This is a genomic window from Flavobacterium magnesitis (assembly GCF_041729735.1).
GTDB lineage: Bacteria > Bacteroidota > Bacteroidia > Flavobacteriales > Flavobacteriaceae > Flavobacterium > Flavobacterium magnesitis.
In genome coordinates this window covers 97,126-114,771 of record NZ_JBCFQK010000013.1, presented here as the reverse complement: position 1 = coordinate 114,771, position 17,646 = coordinate 97,126, and the positions used below count along the sequence as shown (strand labels likewise).

Here is a 17,646-nt window from a genome sequence, read left to right as displayed (position 1 = left end):
ATGCAATTCTGCGCTAACGTTTGCGTATATCCGAGTAATCTGGGTAGTTATTTTACAGTTCCTTAGAGTTTTCAATAATTATAATTTCGGCGATCAATCTCAATAAATAAATTTCTGTCAAAAGTTCTTTATCGTCGCGGAATGGTGTGTATTTACTTTTGTCGGTTTCTTTACTATGAACAATTGAATTTCTTGTTAGGTAAATTCGTTTTGCAAGATTTTTATAAACTTCATTAGTATTTGCATTTTCAAAATTTACTCTGTTTCCTCTAGAAAATGGGACTTCATTACTCTTAAAGTATTCAATAAGTGTTGGAGAAATAGTAGTCAATTCACTAGCTAAATATGGAATATCTTTCACGAACTTTTTAAGTGTTAATTCCAAAGCTTCAGGTTCATTTAATTGAAATTCATCATTCTTATATTTTAATCGACTTTGTATTAAAGCAACAAGACCTGAAATATCTTTACCTCTTTTGTATGAAAAGCTTGGTTTAGTTAATTCTGTTCTGATACTATTTAAAATGTCGTCATTATATATCTTTTCATAGAAATGTTCAATAACGTGATAAAAAGATAAAAACTGATGATCAATACTTTCGCTTGAAATACCTTTTTGATAATGAAGTATCAGTTCATTTAAATAAACTCTTTTTGGTGGTTCTACATCTGAAAAACTAGATCTTCTTAGTCTTCCTAATTTATATGGCTGTGTAAATTCATCCATAAACCTAAGAGGTTGTATTGTATAGTCAAGATTGTATCCTAAATTAAAAAGAAAAGCATATACAAGTTGCTCGAAATCTGCTTTTTTCTTAGTTGTCTCTGATTTTATTTGAAGTGTTTCTATACGTGGGACTATTTCTTTAATTACATCTAAAACGCTAAGTTCAAACAAGATTTCTTGCTGGTTTCTCTCTCCGTCATATATTCTTCGAAGTCTGTGAGGAACAATACCATTTCGTAAAATCTTAGGAGTGTTTTGTTTAGCAAGATTTGAAAGGAAAAATATTAAATATTTGTCTGTTGGTTTGTCAATTTTATATTCAATTTTGTTAACTAGGTCTTTTTGTTCAATTTCACGAGCTAGCATCATTCTCTCTTGTCTAACTAATACTTCTAATGAGAAGTAGTCAGTGAGTTCAACATCTTGGTCTGTAATCATTATTGATAACTCTTGAATTAATTGAGTAACTAGATTCTTATCAAGTATAGCAGTTTTATCAGAAATGATATTAAATACAATTTTTTCATCTGTTTCTTCCATTATTGTAAAGTTGAACAGGGAAGTAATTGCATCTCTAATTTCGTTTATTGTCATATGTTTTTTTCTGTAATTTTTTTATAATTACCGCCAACTCGTTTTATTGGAGTCATAAAACGGCTCCAATCTACCTAAAATTGGGGTCCTTTATCTGATAAAAGCCCAGCGTTTATTCTTTTTTCAAATATAGAAAATAATACTTACAAAGTGGAATTTTAATTTTTTGGGTCATTTAAGGTGTTTTTATGCTAAGTCCAGTAAAATAAGGTATCCGAAGCAAAAATAATGCCCTCCCACGAGCTTCGGACAGCCTCCTAGAAGCTTCGGACTCCTACTTATATACTTCGGACTGCCTTCTATAAGCTTCGGATTTCCATTTATATACTTCGGACAGTTTGATTTAAGCTTCCGTTATATTACTGTATGCTTCGGACTGGTTTTTATACTCAACTCAGTATTGGTTGCTGTCTTAGAACCCTGTTAGAGTTTAAAACTCTAACAGGGTTGATTGTAAAGATGTGTCCCATCTCTTTTACTGTTTCCACACCAAAACATCCGCTGTTTTCATGGATTTTGTTCCAATGATAATTTCAGCATTCGCAGGGAGTTTCATTTCATATATTTTATCCGAATAGTTTACAGCAATCCCAAAACCATCGCGGTATTCTACTAGTATTCCTTCCGGATAATTTTCAATCGGGATGTGTTGTTGTTGGTATAATTTGGTTAAAACTTGTTTCTCCAAATCTCCTTTTTTCGAATCAACACCAATATAAGTTACTGTTCCTTTTCCTAATTTACGCGAAATTATAGCAGCAGTTCCAGCATAAAAATCGCCTTGGTATGTTCCCCAGATTTCGGTTCCTTTGTTTGGTTTTAATAAATCGCCCCAGCTTACCCATTCAAAATCCTGATTGTTGAATTTAATTTTGTCTGGGGATTGTGGCATCAATAAATCATAAGATTCAATTTCGGAACCAATTAATTTCCACATTGGTTCGTAGAATTTAGCTTCCCAAAGATGCCCTTTTCTATTTTGAATTCCTGAACGACAGCTCAATACTAAATTTCCTCCGTTTTGAGCATACCCAGTCAATTTGTCAATCATTTCCTGATCAATCATTTGGTAAGCAGGAACAACTAATACAGGATATTTAGAAAAATCAGTAGTATCACGAACAAAATCTACAGGAGCACCAAAAGATTTTACGGCTTTGTAATACTTTAAAAAATGATTTTCAGTATTCCATTGATTCGTTTGTTTGTTCAGTTCAATTCCCATTACGTTATCAGTATTGAAAAGAATTCCGGTTTTGCGTTGCAAATATTCCTTAGGTAATTGGGCTTTAGGATTTTGTTTTTTTCGCAAAGTATTGATGTCTTTGATAAATTGGCTGAATTCAAGACCGCCAGTTGTTGGCGTAACGCCATCAGTACCTACAATTCCGTAGTGAAATTGTTCATAGCCATACAAAGGCGCACGATAGCGATAGGTACAAGTAAATTTACTTCCGCCAGCAAAAACATGCCACAACCAAAGTCTCATGGCTCCCGGTAAAGGTTGCGGATTAATACTTCCCCAGTTTACTTGCCCAGGCTGTAATTCCATAACACCATAAGCGCCTTTCATTGGACGGAAAAAGTCATTTGCCATAGTAATTCTGGAATATTCGCCTACACGGTAGCCTTTTGGCCCAATTCCTAAATCGCTTCCATAAACCATATAACGAGTGTAAGAAACAAAGTCCAGTTCTTTACTTGCGCCTACATAACCTACATCGTACATTGGAATGTAATTAGAAGTAATCCATTGATTTGGGTTTGAATATTTACGGATTTCTTTAGTTTGCTCGTCCAGGAAAGTAGCGGTTTCGTTATCAGCAAAACGATAATGATCCAATTGGGCGTGTAAATTCATTCCCCAAAGCGAATGCAACGGAATATTAATTTCGTCAAAATTACTGTATGTACCACTCCAAAAACTGTTTCCCCAGGCTTCGTTAAGGACATCGATAGTTTTGTATTTTTCTTTTAGCCAATCGCGGAATCGTTGTGGTGCATCTTTTCCATAATCTAAGAAACGACGCGGTTCATTATCTATTTGCCAACCAATTACATTTTTATCATTACCATATCTTTTAGCTAATTCAGCAATCATTTTCATTGAATACGTTCGGTAATAATTACTAGAAAAAGTAGCATGTTGGCGTGTTCCATGATCCATTTTAGAACCATCTTCCATAGTGGCTAATACTTCAGGATGCTTGCGAACCAACCAAACCGGAGGCGTAGCAGTAGAAGTACAAAGAATTACTTTGAGATGGTATTTTTTAGCTAGTTCTAAAGATTTATCCAGCCATTTAAAATCGTATTTTCCTTCTTCGGGTTCGAGTTGCGCCCAGGCAAATTCACCAAAATGAGTAAACTCAAATCCCATTTTTTCCATGTTTTGAAAATCGCGTTCCCATTGTGCAGGATTCCAATGTTCTGGATAATAATAAACTCCAACGGTGGTTAAATCTTTTTTTGGAAAAAATTGCTCCATTTTTTGAGCAAAAGTTGCAGTACTAAATAGGAGTAGCAATGCTAGAAAACATTGAGTAGTTTTTAGGTTCATAATAAAATGGTTAGTAAATAGTAATTACAAATCTAAGTTTTTTTAGTTATAAAGTGTAATTTTCTCACTTAATTGTCAGGGCAAACGAGGAGTTTTATTTTGACACGAATTCCACAAAACATACAGATTATTACTTGTTTTTTATTGGTTTTAAAAATAGTTAAAACTATGTCTTTAGTGCATTTTCCTTTCAGGTTTAAAAATATCCACCGCAAATTCGCAAATTATTTTTCACTATCGAAGTCTTTAAATTTGCGAATTTGCGGTAAATTTTTGCTTTAACTTCGCAGATTTTCAGTCTGCCAAAACAAATCTATAGACTGTACTTAGTAGTTTAATTACACGAATCATTAAAATTGATAGAATTAGTGAAATTCGATTTGAATTATAAAAATTAGTGACAATTGGTGGAATTCGTGGCGAAAATTTTTAAAAGTGAATGTCGTGCTTCATGGTGTAAATCGAAAAATCTTTATAAAGTGCTGAGCGGCTAGCCATTTGTCTTAAGCCAATTCGACCTTCCAGTAGTGAAGGCTGATTTTTAAGACTCCAAGTGAAAAGTTTAGAATTGTTTTTTCCTGCTACTTTAAAATAGAGTTTTTCATTGGTTTTGATCACTGTAATTGTATAGTTTTCATCCGTTTTAAAAAGTCCAGTTTCAAAAAAAGGATTCGGGATTTCAGTTGTAGCATTAAAATTTTGTCCTGAAATTACAGGATATTGGCGTACTCTGATGTAATCTTTTGTTTTATCGATATTGTTGTTTTCGAATGAAGCATAGCTGATATGTAGCGCTTTCATATTAGTAAAATAGGTTTTCATTGCTGGAATTTCTCTTAAATGATTCCACTTTGAAATATCCTTAACATAAGGAGCAATGCCAGTACCTGTTGCCTGAAGGTATAAAATAGTTGCCCATTTGGTAGCCGAATCTTTTCGGCAAAAGTTGTATTCTATTTTTAGATTTCCTTTAAAGGATTTCTTTGTCCATAATACCGCATGGTCTGTATCCGTTCCTGCTTTTGCTCCAGCATTAAAGAGCATTCCAGCTTTGGTATTTTTAATATTGGCTTGAAGTCCGTCCAAAAACCATTTGGCTTGCCAATTTTTTGTGCCGCTATCCTGAAATTGTAATTGCCATTTATTAGATTGATTGAGATTGTCAAAATCTTTGGTGTTCTTTTCCTGAGCCTTTAATAATGCAGATAACAATAAAATCAGAATAAGAAATGGCTTTAGGTTCATGTTTAGTGTTTTTTAGAACTTTATAATTTTAGTTTCATCATAATATCAGTCTGTTCTTCATTGCCTAATTTAAAAATGTGTTTGTCAAATTCAACAAAACCATTTTTTTGATAAAATCGTATTGCTCTAAGATTCTGTTCCCAAACACCTAACCAAACATATTCCATGTTTTTCTTTTTTGCGACCTGGATGGCTTTGTTATAAAGCAATTGTCCGACTTTTTTTCCATGAAATTCCTTAGACACATAGATTCTTTCAATTTCCAGCGCTTTATTATCTTTCAATTCCGTTTGCGATACTCCAAAATTGACTTTTAAATAACCAATTGTTTCATGGTTAAGAATCGCAAAATAGAATTTTGAATCTTTATTATTAAGTTCTGTAGTTAATTTTTCTTTAGCGAAACCTTCCTCTAAATATTTCTTCATATTCTCTTCAGAATTAGATTCTGAAAACGTTTCATGAAAGGTTTTTTTACCAATTTTTTGTAACTGCTCAATATCATTGAGTGTGACTTCTTTTATTATTATTATAGATTCCATTTGTGATTGTGTTTTTTTCGAAAATAGCTCCTTTGTTTGAAACAAAACTAACTAAAAACACCATATTTTAGAAGTATAACAGAAAGAATAATGTCAATATTCGCTAAGGTTTGAAGAGAAAATTTAATTTTCAATACATTCTAAATTCTTGATGAAGAAAGTTTCGGGCTGATAGGTTTTTCCGTTTAATTCAGAAACTAGTTCTTTTTTAATGACATAATCTTCGATGTCAGTTAAATATTTTATTCTCATTAAAGAAAGCGGAGAGTTTTTTAAATCTTCCATTGTACCTTTCATAAACATAAAATTCCCAACGATTATGCGGTTATCAAAACCATTTTCATCCCTAATCATACTGCCACAATATTCCATGTTAGTATGAACCAGAGTAATTACTTTCCCATTATTTAATTGCAAATAAAGCTTAGAGTTTTTGTCAAAACATTTGGCTCTGATAAAACCTTTGCTTTTTTGAATAAGCTGTACATTTAGTGTAGGCGTTCCATCAGTTAAAGATAAGGTGTAGAAAATATAGCTGGATGTTCCAGCAAAATTTTTCTCTGAAATAAGGTATTCTTTGGTTAGTTTGTAAGTTCCTATGGAGTCTGTTATGTTAGTAGCATATTCGCAAAGTATTTGTGCAAATGTATTTAGAGACAGGAAGAAAAAGGCAATAAGTAATAGTTGTTTCATTATTATTTTATTTTGGCGCAAATTAATACAATTTTGTTATTGTTTTCATCTGTTGTAAAAAAAGAATATAAATTTCCACCGTCTTTAATTTTCCATTTTTTCCGAATGTTTTCTACTGTTTCAGGAAAATTACGAGTAGTGATATTGAATTGTTTTCCACTCATTTCGTTTTTCAACTCTGTTTTATGGTATGGAAAAGAAGTTGTGATTTCGAAAATTCGCCCTGGAAAAGCAATGATTCCGTCGGCAGTGTATAAATGCGAATGTTTGTGTAATTTACTGATGTTGTAATTAACAGACACTTCATCAAAACCGCCTGATTTCATGACAGCACTATTGGGTTCGTACAAATATTTTTTTGGTAAACTATACGTTGGAACTACCGATTCCTGATTCATTAAAAACTCAAAAACATCAATAGTTCCTTTATTGATATTGACTGTTTTTAAAGTGATTTCGCCCGAATATTCTTTGTGTAATTCCCATAAAAGTTCTTTTACTTCATTTTCTAAAGCTACAATATGAATGGCTTTTACGTTTTTTAATTCAGATAATCCAGCAGAAAGATCTAATAATGGTGCGGTTTTAATTAAGATAGCATTGGTGTTTTCGAAATAAAAATCTAGATTTTCGGGAACATTTGGTAAACAGTCCTTCAGCATAAAAACTTTGCCTTTGGCGTCATTTCGTCTCGAAGGATCAATGTAAATCCAATCCCATTTTCGATTCAGAGTTTTTAAAGTTTCAAAACTATCACCTGCATAGCATTCGATATTTTTAACATTGAGTTGTTCGAAATTGTGTTTGACAATAGCCGAAAGTTCAGGATTGATTTCACAGTGTGCCACCGATTTTATGTGGGTTGCAAAAAAATAATCGTCTACGCCAAAACCACCTGTAAGATCAATTAACGATTCTCCTGAAACAATACTGGATTTGTAAAGAGCCGTCTTTTCAGAGGAAGTTTGTTCAACCGAAATCTTACTTGGATAAATGATGTTTTTGGTGTTAAACCAGGTTGGAAGTTTGTTTTCAGCCTTTGATTTTGCTGTAATCTGATTTAAAACAACAGCAAAATCAATTTCTGGAAATGGATTTTTTTTCAACGCTAATTTTGCAACATCAGTGTTGAGATTGGCGTTTATAAATTGTTGTATTTCTGTTTTTAAAATTGCTGAAGTCAACTTAAATTCCTCTTGTTAATACTTTTACTACGGGGTTTTCTGGGAAAAATTCTTTTGCAACCACTTTAATAATGGTGTAAAGAGGCACTGCTACAATCATTCCTAGTACACCAAAAAGGAAACCACTCGCCAAAATTATAATAAAAATTTCCAAAGGATGAGAGTTTACACTGTTAGAAAAAATCAATGGTGTGGTAACATTATTATCAATTATTTGCGCAACAGAATACCCAATCAACACATATAAAGTTGTGGATAACATATCGCCCTGAGATTGTGGATCCAAATGACCGAGCATGGTTAAAACAGCAACTAAAATGGTTGCAATTAGTGGACCAATATAAGGAATAATGTTTAGAAATGCAGTTATAAATGCAATGATAAAGGCATTTTGTACTCCAAAAATAAGCAGTACAATTAAATACAAAACAAACAAAATGGTGATTTGCCCTATCAAACCAATAAAATAACGGCTCAACAAATGATTGATTTTTCTAAATGAACTTAAGATTTTATCTTCGTGTTCAGCAGGTAAGATCTTTTTAGCATTTATTGTAAAAAGCTTTTTGTCTTTTAGGAAAAAGAAAGAGATAAAAATGATAGAACCAATTGCCATTCCAATGTTTCCAAGAGTTCCTAAAAATGAGTTGAGGAAATTCGGGATGAAATTCAAATTGATTTTTGAAGCAATATTGGATTCTTTTAGCAAGTTTTCGGTATCAATATTACGATCTGAAAAATAATTGTTAAGTTGTTCAGCAAGTTGCGTCAGGTCATTTTGAAGTTTTTCAGTGTCTAATAGTGACAAATTTTCACTCTGAGAAATAATTAGAGGCACAAACATCATTATGAAACCGGCTAATAATAAAATGAAGAATACCATAGTCACTAAAACGGCTGCAATGTGGTTGAATTTCAATTTTGCTTCTAAAAAGCGTACAATTGGATTTCCAATCATAGTTACAATTAATGCGATAAAAAGAAAATAAATAACGGGCTGAATCAGGTATAAAATGTACATTAATAGTACCGCTCCAGCAGTGATGATTAAGGCACGTAGAATTCCGTTACCAATGGTTTTTGATGTTATCATAATTGTGTTTTAGTTTATAAAGATAAAAAAATATCAAACCAATTTGGAGGTAAACTCATATAAAGCAATACTTGCTGCTTGTACCACATTCATACTGCTGTTTTTTCCAAACATATTGATGTGTACCATTTGATTTGAAATAGTTAAAACTTCATCGCTTATTCCGTTGATTTCGTTGCCAATAACAAGCGCTATTTTTTTGTCAGAAGGCAATTCGACTTCTTTTAACGGTTTACTGGTTGAAGCGATTTCTAATGCAATTATTTCGTAATTATTTTGTTGTAAATAAGCAATTAAGTCTTTGTTTTCTTCAATTACCGAATGTTTTACATGCAAATGAGTGCTTCTTGAAGTTTTGTTTATTTTTCTAGGATTTAGCGGAATATCCTTTCCTGTAAAAATAATTTTTTCGATTCCAAAAGCTTCTCCAATTCGAAACAACGAACCAATATTTTGTTGAAAATAAATATGGTCGCAAACTAAAGTAATAGTAAAAGTAGTTGGTTCAAACTGATTTTCTTCGTGTTTTAATTGCACTTGAATTTAGTTTTTAAAGATGTAATTAATAATATTGGCACCCATTTTCAATGCTTTTTCGCGTACGGCAATAGGATCATTATGCACTTCGGCATCTTCCCAGCCATCACCTAAATCAGATTCAAAAGTATAAAAGAGGACTAATCTATTGTCAATAAAAATGCCTAAAGCTTGTGGACGTTTGCCTTCGTGTTCATGGATTTTAGGCAATCCATTCGCAAAAAGATATGGTTTTTGAAAAATAGCGTGAGTAGCAGGAATTTCGACTAATTCTTTATTAGGAAATATTTTTTTTATTTCTTTTCTAATGTATTCATCCATTCCGTAATTATCATCAATATGTAAAAAACCACCAGCTTTTAAATATTTTTGAAGATTAACCACATCCGAATCACTAAAAACTACATTTCCATGTCCCGTCATGTGAATAAAAGGATAAGAAAATAAGTCAGGGCTACTCAGTTCTACCGTTACTGGTTTTGGATTTATAGTCGTATTGATATTGCTGTTGCAAAAACGAATCAAATTAGGTAGAGCAGTAGGATTAGCATACCAATCGCCACCACCGCTGTATTTTACCACCGCAAGTTCCTGAGAAAAAGCAGTGAAAGAGATTAACAGTAAAATAAAATATATTCTTTTCATTTTTTAGTCCTTAGTGGTTAGTCTAGTCATTGCGAGGAACGAAGCAATCTCACTACATTTTTTGATTCAGTTCATATTATATCAATTTTATAATCAGTAATTTACTTGTGTTAGTGTGATTGCCACGCTATCGCTCGCAATGACTTATTCATTAAAAAACACCACACTATGACAGGCAACAATGGCTGCTGTTTCGGTTCTTAACCGGGTGTTGCCTAAAGAAACTGGAATAAAATTATTTTGTAAAGCCAGCGCAATTTCTTTAACCGAAAAATCACCTTCTGGACCTATAAGCAACGTAATATCTTCGTTAGTTTTTAAAACTGATTTTAATGTTTTTTTATCCGTTTCCTCGCAATGGGCAATTAATAAAGTACCGTTATTTTTTTGGTTCACAAATTCTTTAAAAGTAACCGCTTCGTTCAGTTTAGGAAGATACACTTCATTCGATTGCTTCAATGCCGATAAGATGATTTTATCAAAACGTTCTTTGTTGATTACTTTTCTTTCGGAACGATCACAAATGATAGGTGTGATTTCCTGGATGCCAATTTCAGTAGCTTTTTCTAAAAACCATTCGTAGCGGTCGTTCATTTTTGTTGGAGCAACAGCCAGATGCAAATGAAATTTTGGTGTTGCTTTCTTTTCGAATGAATTAATCTGCACCGTGCATTTATTGTCAGAAGCCAGGGTAATTTCGCATTCGAATAAAAAACCCAATCCATTGGTTACAAATAAAATATCGCCGTCTCTTTTTCGTAAGACTTTGATAATGTGCTTGCTTTCTTCTTTGTCAAAGAAAAAGTTTTCAGTTTGTTCGTCAATATTTGGGTTGTAAAATAATTGCATAGTTTAGAATTGAATTCGCGCTTTAGAAACAACTGAAGCGTTTTCGAAATTTTGAGATAAGAATTTTTGATAACCTACAATTCCAATCATTGCAGCATTATCGGTTGTGTATTCAAATTTTGGAACAAAGGTTTTCCAACCGTATTTTTGTTCGGCATCTTTTAGAGTTTGTCTAATTCCTGAGTTTGCCGAAACACCTCCGCCAATCGCTATCTGGTTGATTCCGGTTTCTTTCACCGCTAGTTTTAATTTGTCCATTAAAATTTGGATGATAGTATGTTGTATTGAAGCACAAATATCGTTGATGTTCTCATCAATGAAATTAGGATTCTTTTGTTTTTCTTTTTGAATGAAATATAAGATTGCTGTTTTTAGACCTGAAAAACTAAAATCCAATCCAGGCACTTTTGGTTTGGTAAATGGAAAAGCTTTTGGATTTCCCAAATTAGCATATTTATCAACCAAAGGACCGCCAGGATAAGGAAGACCTAGAATTTTAGCACTTTTATCAAAAGCTTCTCCAACTGCATCATCAGTAGTTTCTCCAATGATGGTCATATCAAAAAAGTCATTGACTTTTACAATTTGTGTGTGTCCGCCACTAATAGTTAAGGCTAAAAATGGAAATTCGGGTTTTTCAAAACCTTCTTCGTCTATAAAATGTGCCAAAATATGAGCGTGCATGTGGTTGACCGCAATAAGTGGAATTCCTAGAGCCAGAGCCATTGATTTTGCAAAAGAACTTCCCACAAGTAATGATCCCATCAAGCCTGGGCCTTGTGTAAATGCAATGGCCGAAAGCTGTTCTTTTTTAATATTTGCTTTTTTTAAAGCAGCATCAATAACAGGTACAATATTTTGTTGATGTGCTCTTGAAGCTAATTCAGGAACAACTCCTCCATATTGCGTATGAATTAGTTGATTTGCTACAACATTTGACAATACTTTGTCGTTACATAAAACGGCGGCAGCAGTGTCGTCACAGGAACTTTCGATAGCAAGAATAAAAACCTCGGGATTTAGCATAAAAAGGCACAAATTTTGAATTAACTATGAGAAACCGATTTAATTTTTTTTAATTTTACGGCGCAGCCAAAATTAAAGAATTTTTATTAAAGGATTCGCTCTTTCCTTGGGCAAAATAATATTTCATAAATAAATAATAAAGTATATCAAAAAAGCGATTAAAATAACTTCGAGTATAATTCTTGGGCTCATCATCTTGTTGCTGATGCTTGGTATCGCTTTAACATTACCAACAGTTCAAACTAAAGTGGCTCAATATCTAATGAATCGTATTAATAACGATTTTGGTACTAATATAAATATTGATAAAGTTAAGGTTTCTGTTTTTGGTGGAGTTAAAATTCAAAAAGTATTGATTTTAGATCACCATAAGGATACTTTGATTTATTCGAAAATTTTAAATACCAATCTTTTAGACGTCAATGCAGTTTTAGAAGGCGATTTGTTGTTTACAAAAATTAGTCTTGATGATGTTGTTTTTGACTTGAAAACTTACAAAAACGAGGAGAAAACCAATATGGATGTCTTTATCGCTGCTTTTGATTCTGGAAAACCGTCTACAGGAAAACACACTCTTTTAAAAACAGATAAAGCCTATATCAATCGCGGTCATTTTAGATTGATTAATGAAAATAGACCAAATCCAAAAGACGTTGATTTTAAAAATGTCAATATTGAACTGACCGATTTTAAATTAGAAGGTCCTAATGTTAACACCAAAATTAATAAATTGTCTTTTTTAGATTACAGAGGCTTGTTTGTTAAAAAATTAAGTTCTGTTTTTACTTACACCAAGAAAAAAATTCAACTGGAGAAACTGGAAATAGAAACTCCCGAATCTAAAATAAAAGCCGAAGTAAAGTTGACTTATACAGTTGAAGATTTTGCCCATTTTATTGATAAGGTTAAGTTTGATGTCAAGATTAATTCGGCTTCTATAGCAACAAATGATATCAGGAATTTTTATAATGAGTTAGGAAAAAATCAGTTTTTTTATATCAATAAAGCCGATATTAAAGGAACTTTGAATGATTTGTATATTAGTAATTTGCGTCTTGTTGATTCTAGGAAATCACGTATTGACGGAGATATTAATTTCAAAAATATTTTTGGGAACAAGGAGCAGCCTTTTTACATGGACGGCGATTTTACAACAATCAATTCCAGTTATGATAATTTGGTTACCATTTTGCCTAATGTTCTGGGGAAAAAGCTACCTACTCAATTAAAAACGCTTGGCAATTTCAACATGGAAGGAAATGCTCAATTGAGTAAAACTGCTCTGGATGCGGTTTTGAACATGAATTCAGAAATAGGTAGAGTTCAGGCGGTAGTTTCGATGACTGATATTGATTTTATTGATAGAGCAGCTTATAATGGAAATGTAGTTTTTGAGGATTTTGGTATTGGTGCTTTTTTAAATCGTAAAGATTTAGGGAAAGTAACTATGGACGTCAATGTTGATGGAAAAGGATTTACAGAGAAGTTTTTAAATACGCAATTAAAAGGTATTGTTAGTAAAATAGATTATAATACCTATACCTACAATAATATAACTGTTAACGGTAATTTTAAGTTGCCGTATTACAAAGGACAAATTTCAGTAGCAGACCCTAATTTGGCAATGGAATTTGATGGTTTGTTGGATTTAAGTGCTAAGGAAAATAAGTATGATTTTCAAGTGAAAGTTGATCATGCTAATTTGACCAAATTAAAATTTGTAAAAGACACCGTCTCTAATTTTAAAGGAGATGTTGTGGTACAACTTACCGGAAATACCATTGAAAATTTACAAGGAAATGTTTACATCAAAGAAACATCCTATCAAAATGTAAAGGATACTTATGTTTTTGACGATTTCAATGTTAATTCTACTTTTGATGCAAACGGAATTCGAACTATCACTATTAATTCTCCTGATATTGTTGATGGAAAAGTAGTAGGTCGTTTTCAGTTTAGTCAGTTGGGGAAACTGGCAAGAAACTCTTTGGGAAGTTTGTACACTAATTTTAAGCCCGAAAAGGTTAATAAAGGGCAGTTTTTACGATTTAATTTTACCATTTATAGTAAAATTGTTGAAATTTTATATCCTGAAATTGAATTAGCGACGAATACCGTTTTAAGAGGAAACATTCAGGCCGATAATCAGGAATTTAAGATGAATTTTAAATCGCCTAATATTAAATATGCTAAAAATAGCTTTGACAATATTAGAGTGGCTATTGACAATAAAAACCCATTGTATAATGCCTTTGTGGAATTAGATAGTATTAAAACGCCATATTATAAAGTTCGAGATTTTAGTTTGATTAATATTACTACTAATGATACTTTGTTGTTTCGTTCAGAGTTTAAAGGTGGCGAAAAAGGAGAAGATTATTTTAATTGGAACTTATACCATACTATCGATAAAGACAATAACAATGTGGTGGGTATTAGTAAATCGGAGATGAAATTCAAAGAAAATCTATGGTATTTGAATGAGAAAGATACTCCTGATAATAAAATTGTTTTTGATAAATCTCTGAATAATTTCGATTTTGACGATATTATTTTATCTCATAAAGAGCAGTCTGTTTCGCTTCGAGGAGCAATAAATGAGAAGTCTAAGAAAGATTTAGAGCTCAGTTTTAAGAATGTCGATTTGTATAAAATAACACCTTTAAGCAGTAAGTTTGTTTTTAACGGAAATTTGAATGGATCGGTTCATTTTAAACAGAATAATCAAATTTTCAAACCGACTGCTTCGCTAGTTATAGATAAATTGAATATCAATAAAACCGATTTAGGAGTTTTAAAATTCAATATTGAAGGAGATCAAAATCTGGAAAAATTCACCATCAACTCGTTTTTAGAAAATGAAAATGTAGAATCTTTTAGAGCCAATGGAAATTTTGAAGTGGTAAATAAAAAAACGGTTCTGGATTTAAAAGTTACGTTAGACAAATTTAATTTAGGGATTTTAAGTCCATTAGGAGGTAATGTATTATCTAACATTCGAGGTCAGGTTACAGGAAATTCAATAGTTACTGGAGATGTAAATAAACCAAAAATAAGCGGTCGATTGTTTGTAGATAAAGCAGCACTGACCATTCCGTATTTAAATGTAGATTATCAGTTGAGCGATCGTTCGATAATTGATTTGATTGACGATAAGTTTTTATTGAGAAATAATACACTTACTGATTCAAAATACAATACTAAAGGCGTATTGAACGGTCTTATTGAGCACAATAATTTTACCGATTGGAAATTGGATTTAGATATTAATTCTAAAAGATTAGTTGCTTTAGATACTAAAGATTCTGAAGATGCGGCTTATTATGGAACGGCATTTATCAATGGAAATGCTTCTATAAAAGGTCCAGTAAATGCTTTGTTCATTAAAATGGTAGCAAAGTCAGAAAAAGGTACAGATGTTAAAATCCCGATTAATCGTGCCGAAAGTGTAGGCGAAAATTCGTTTATACATTTTTTGACGCCTAAAGAAAAGTACAATAACAAAATGGGTATTGTAGACAATAGCCGACAATATAATGGATTGGAATTAGAGTTTGATTTGGATATCACGCCTGATGCTGAGGTAGAAGTAATTTTAGATCGAAATTCAGGTCATGGAATGAAAGGAAAAGGGTACGGATCGTTATTGTTTAAAATTAATACTCTTGGTAAGTTTCAAATGTGGGGTGATTTTCAGGCTTATGAAGGAACGTATAATTTTAAATACGGCGGATTAATTGATAAGAAGTTTGATGTTAAAAAAGGCGGTTCAATTACCTGGGAAGGAAATCCTATGCGAGCTCAGTTGAATTTACAAGCGGTTTACAAAACTATTGCTAATCCAGCGGTTTTATTAGATAATTCATCCTTTAATAGAAAAGTACCCGTTGATGTGGTTATTGGTATTCAAGGAGATTTAGCCAGTCCGGAACCTGATTTTAATATTGAGTTTCCAACAGTAAGTAATGTTTTGAAATCTGAGATTCAGTATAAATTATATGATAAAGATGTAAGACAAACTCAGGCTTTGTATTTGCTTTCTTCAGGTGGATTTTTAAGTCCGGAAGGAGTAAATCAATCTGATTTTTCAGGAAGTTTGTTTGAAACAGCGTCTAGTTTGTTAGGTGATATTTTAAAAACGGATAGCGATAAAATTAAAGTCGGATTAAATTATGTTTCGCCAGATCGAAGAATTGGAAGAGAAACTGACGGTAGAGTAGTGGCTACAATTTCTTCAAAAATCAATGAGCGAATTTCGATTAATGGAAAAGTAGGGGTTCCGTTTGGAGGAATTAATGAGTCGGCTGTTGTGGGAGATTTAGAGGTGCAATATCGTGTAAATCAGGATGGAACAATGAATTTAAGATTATTTAATAGAGAAAATGACATTAATTATATCGGACAAGGAATTGGATATACGCAAGGAGTGGGATTAACTTATGAAGTAGATTTTGATACTTTTAGAGAATTAGTTAATAAAATATTTAATAAGTATGCTATCCGAAAAGTAACTCCAAATACCAATGAATATTTTGATGATTCTAATGTAACTCCTGAGTATATTAATTTCAATAACGAAAAAACTCCTAAAAAGAAAGAATCTAAGAATAATTCAGAGGCAGTAAAAACAGATGAAGAGTGATAATTTAATTTTTTACTTCTTAAGTATTTTCGAAAATACTCATTTGCTAAAGGCGTTAAATAAACATTAATAATAAGTTATTCTTAGTTTAATTCTGTAAAAATCGGTTTCTGTTAAAAAAAAACTGCGTTTTTTTGTTTTTTGTGAAACTTATTAACGAAAACGTTTGAATTTAAGCTAATTAGTTAAAATAACAAGGTATACTCCATTAAAGTAATTAATGTTTCTTAATTTTACGTTTCAAAACTAAAACTATGCTAAAAACAATAAAAAAGATAGGCGTTCTAACTTCAGGTGGAGATTCACCGGGAATGAATGCCGCAATACGTTCAGTTGTTCGAACTTGTGCTTATCATAATATAGAATGTGTTGGTATTTACAGAGGATACCAAGGAATGATTGAAGGAGACTTCAAAGAAATGGGGCCTCGTAGTGTAAATAATATTATTAACAAAGGAGGAACAATTTTAAAATCGGCACGTTCGTCTGAGTTTAGAACTCCTGAAGGAAGAAAGAAAGCACATGATAACTTAGTAAAAGAAGGAATTGAAGCTTTAGTAGTTATTGGTGGAGACGGTACATTTACAGGAGCTTTGATTTTTAACTCAGAGTACAATTTTCCTGTAATGGGAATTCCGGGAACGATTGACAATGATATTTACGGAACAACTCATACTTTAGGATACGATACCGCTTTAAATACTGTAGTGGATTGTATTGATAAAATTAGAGATACAGCCAGTTCTCATAACCGTTTATTCTTTGTTGAAGTAATGGGTAGAGATGCCGGACACATTGCTTTGAATGCAGGTATTGCAGGTGGAGCTGAAGAAATTTTAATTCCTGAAGAAGATTTAGGATTAGATCGTCTACTGGAATCTCTTCAAAAAAGTAAAGCATCCGGAAAATCATCTAGTATTGTTGTCATTGCCGAAGGAGATAAAATAGGTAAAAACGTATTCGAATTAAAAGATTATGTTGATGCTAATTTACCAGAATATGATGTTCGTGTATCAGTACTCGGGCACATGCAACGAGGAGGATCGCCATCATGTTTTGATAGAGTTTTAGCAAGTCGTTTGGGTGTGAAAGCGGTAGAATCATTATTAGATGGAGTTTCTAACTTCATGGTAGGATTAAAGAACGATACGGTAAATCTTACTCCTTTATCGTTAGCAATAAAAGGGAAATCAGAAATTGATAGAGAATTATTAAGAGTTTCTGATATTATAACAACTTAATAAAATTTGTAGCAAAATTAATTATTAAATTAGCCACAATTTTTCAATTGAATAATAAACAATAAATA

General features: G+C 32.2%; 13 protein-coding genes. 2 read left to right on the top strand and 11 right to left on the bottom strand.

Going from position 1 to position 17,646, the window contains the following annotated elements:
• Window positions 1-52: 52 nt before the first annotated feature.
• The 11 genes from AAGV33_RS10470 to tsaD form a co-directional block, all read right to left on the bottom strand.
• Window positions 53-1,267: a hypothetical protein gene (locus AAGV33_RS10470; RefSeq protein WP_373391970.1), complete on the bottom strand. Its 1,215-nt coding sequence runs from the start codon at window positions 1,265-1,267 to the stop codon at window positions 53-55.
• A gap of 529 nt (window positions 1,268-1,796) precedes the next feature.
• On the bottom strand, window positions 1,797-3,881 hold the full coding sequence (locus AAGV33_RS10465) for a beta-galactosidase (protein ID WP_373391969.1): 2,085 nt from the start codon (window positions 3,879-3,881) through the stop codon (window positions 1,797-1,799).
• A 429-nt stretch (window positions 3,882-4,310) separates the two neighbouring features.
• Window positions 4,311-5,126, bottom strand: coding sequence for a DUF1961 family protein (locus tag AAGV33_RS10460; RefSeq protein ID WP_373391968.1), 816 nt, complete (start codon window positions 5,124-5,126; stop codon window positions 4,311-4,313).
• A gap of 20 nt (window positions 5,127-5,146) precedes the next feature.
• Window positions 5,147-5,668 (bottom strand): GNAT family N-acetyltransferase, encoded by a 522-nt coding sequence (locus tag AAGV33_RS10455; protein WP_373391967.1) that lies wholly within the window; start codon window positions 5,666-5,668, stop codon window positions 5,147-5,149.
• Between the two features lie 123 nt (window positions 5,669-5,791).
• Entirely contained in the window at window positions 5,792-6,361 is a 570-nt protein-coding gene (locus AAGV33_RS10450; RefSeq protein WP_373391966.1) for a hypothetical protein, read from the bottom strand.
• 2 nt (window positions 6,362-6,363) lie between these two features.
• Entirely contained in the window at window positions 6,364-7,545 is a 1,182-nt protein-coding gene (locus AAGV33_RS10445) for a class I SAM-dependent methyltransferase (RefSeq protein ID WP_373391965.1), read from the bottom strand.
• Between the two features lies 1 nt (window position 7,546).
• Window positions 7,547-8,638, bottom strand: coding sequence for an AI-2E family transporter (locus AAGV33_RS10440; protein WP_373391964.1), 1,092 nt, complete (start codon window positions 8,636-8,638; stop codon window positions 7,547-7,549).
• A gap of 33 nt (window positions 8,639-8,671) precedes the next feature.
• On the bottom strand, window positions 8,672-9,175 hold the full coding sequence (locus AAGV33_RS10435) for a TrmH family RNA methyltransferase (protein ID WP_373391963.1): 504 nt from the start codon (window positions 9,173-9,175) through the stop codon (window positions 8,672-8,674).
• A 6-nt stretch (window positions 9,176-9,181) separates the two neighbouring features.
• Window positions 9,182-9,820 carry a DUF4159 domain-containing protein gene (locus AAGV33_RS10430; RefSeq protein WP_373391962.1) on the bottom strand — a complete coding sequence of 213 codons (639 nt, stop codon included), beginning with the start codon at window positions 9,818-9,820 and terminating at the stop codon, window positions 9,182-9,184.
• Between the two features lie 144 nt (window positions 9,821-9,964).
• Window positions 9,965-10,669, bottom strand: a complete 705-nt coding sequence (locus AAGV33_RS10425; RefSeq protein ID WP_373391961.1) for a 16S rRNA (uracil(1498)-N(3))-methyltransferase — start codon at window positions 10,667-10,669, stop codon at window positions 9,965-9,967.
• Between the two features lie 3 nt (window positions 10,670-10,672).
• A complete protein-coding gene (gene tsaD / locus AAGV33_RS10420) occupies window positions 10,673-11,695 on the bottom strand; it encodes a tRNA (adenosine(37)-N6)-threonylcarbamoyltransferase complex transferase subunit TsaD (RefSeq protein ID WP_373391960.1) in 1,023 nt (340 codons plus the stop codon).
• A gap of 205 nt (window positions 11,696-11,900) precedes the next feature.
• On the opposite strand from tsaD, the gene AAGV33_RS10415 reads away from it, so the two are divergent.
• A complete protein-coding gene (locus AAGV33_RS10415) occupies window positions 11,901-16,337 on the top strand; it encodes a translocation/assembly module TamB domain-containing protein (protein ID WP_373391959.1) in 4,437 nt (1,478 codons plus the stop codon).
• A 254-nt stretch (window positions 16,338-16,591) separates the two neighbouring features.
• Window positions 16,592-17,578 carry a 6-phosphofructokinase gene (gene pfkA, locus AAGV33_RS10410; RefSeq protein ID WP_373391958.1) on the top strand — a complete coding sequence of 329 codons (987 nt, stop codon included), beginning with the start codon at window positions 16,592-16,594 and terminating at the stop codon, window positions 17,576-17,578.
• Window positions 17,579-17,646 lie beyond the last annotated feature (68 nt).

Excerpts from the sequence above, each read along its gene's own strand:
- AAGV33_RS10470 (WP_373391970.1), bottom strand. The coding sequence starts at position 1,267 with ATGGAAGAAACAGATGAAAAAATTGTATTTAATATCATTTCTGATAAA.
- AAGV33_RS10465 (WP_373391969.1), bottom strand. The coding sequence starts at position 3,881 with ATGAACCTAAAAACTACTCAATGTTTTCTAGCATTGCTACTCCTATTT.
- AAGV33_RS10460 (WP_373391968.1), bottom strand. The coding sequence starts at position 5,126 with ATGAACCTAAAGCCATTTCTTATTCTGATTTTATTGTTATCTGCATTA.
- AAGV33_RS10455 (WP_373391967.1), bottom strand. The coding sequence starts at position 5,668 with ATGGAATCTATAATAATAATAAAAGAAGTCACACTCAATGATATTGAG.
- AAGV33_RS10450 (WP_373391966.1), bottom strand. The coding sequence starts at position 6,361 with ATGAAACAACTATTACTTATTGCCTTTTTCTTCCTGTCTCTAAATACA.
- AAGV33_RS10440 (WP_373391964.1), bottom strand. The coding sequence starts at position 8,638 with ATGATAACATCAAAAACCATTGGTAACGGAATTCTACGTGCCTTAATC.
- AAGV33_RS10430 (WP_373391962.1), bottom strand. The coding sequence starts at position 9,820 with ATGAAAAGAATATATTTTATTTTACTGTTAATCTCTTTCACTGCTTTT.
- AAGV33_RS10425 (WP_373391961.1), bottom strand. The coding sequence starts at position 10,669 with ATGCAATTATTTTACAACCCAAATATTGACGAACAAACTGAAAACTTT.
- tsaD (WP_373391960.1), bottom strand. The coding sequence starts at position 11,695 with ATGCTAAATCCCGAGGTTTTTATTCTTGCTATCGAAAGTTCCTGTGAC.
- AAGV33_RS10415 (WP_373391959.1), top strand. The coding sequence starts at position 11,901 with ATGCTTGGTATCGCTTTAACATTACCAACAGTTCAAACTAAAGTGGCT.
- pfkA (WP_373391958.1), top strand. The coding sequence starts at position 16,592 with ATGCTAAAAACAATAAAAAAGATAGGCGTTCTAACTTCAGGTGGAGAT.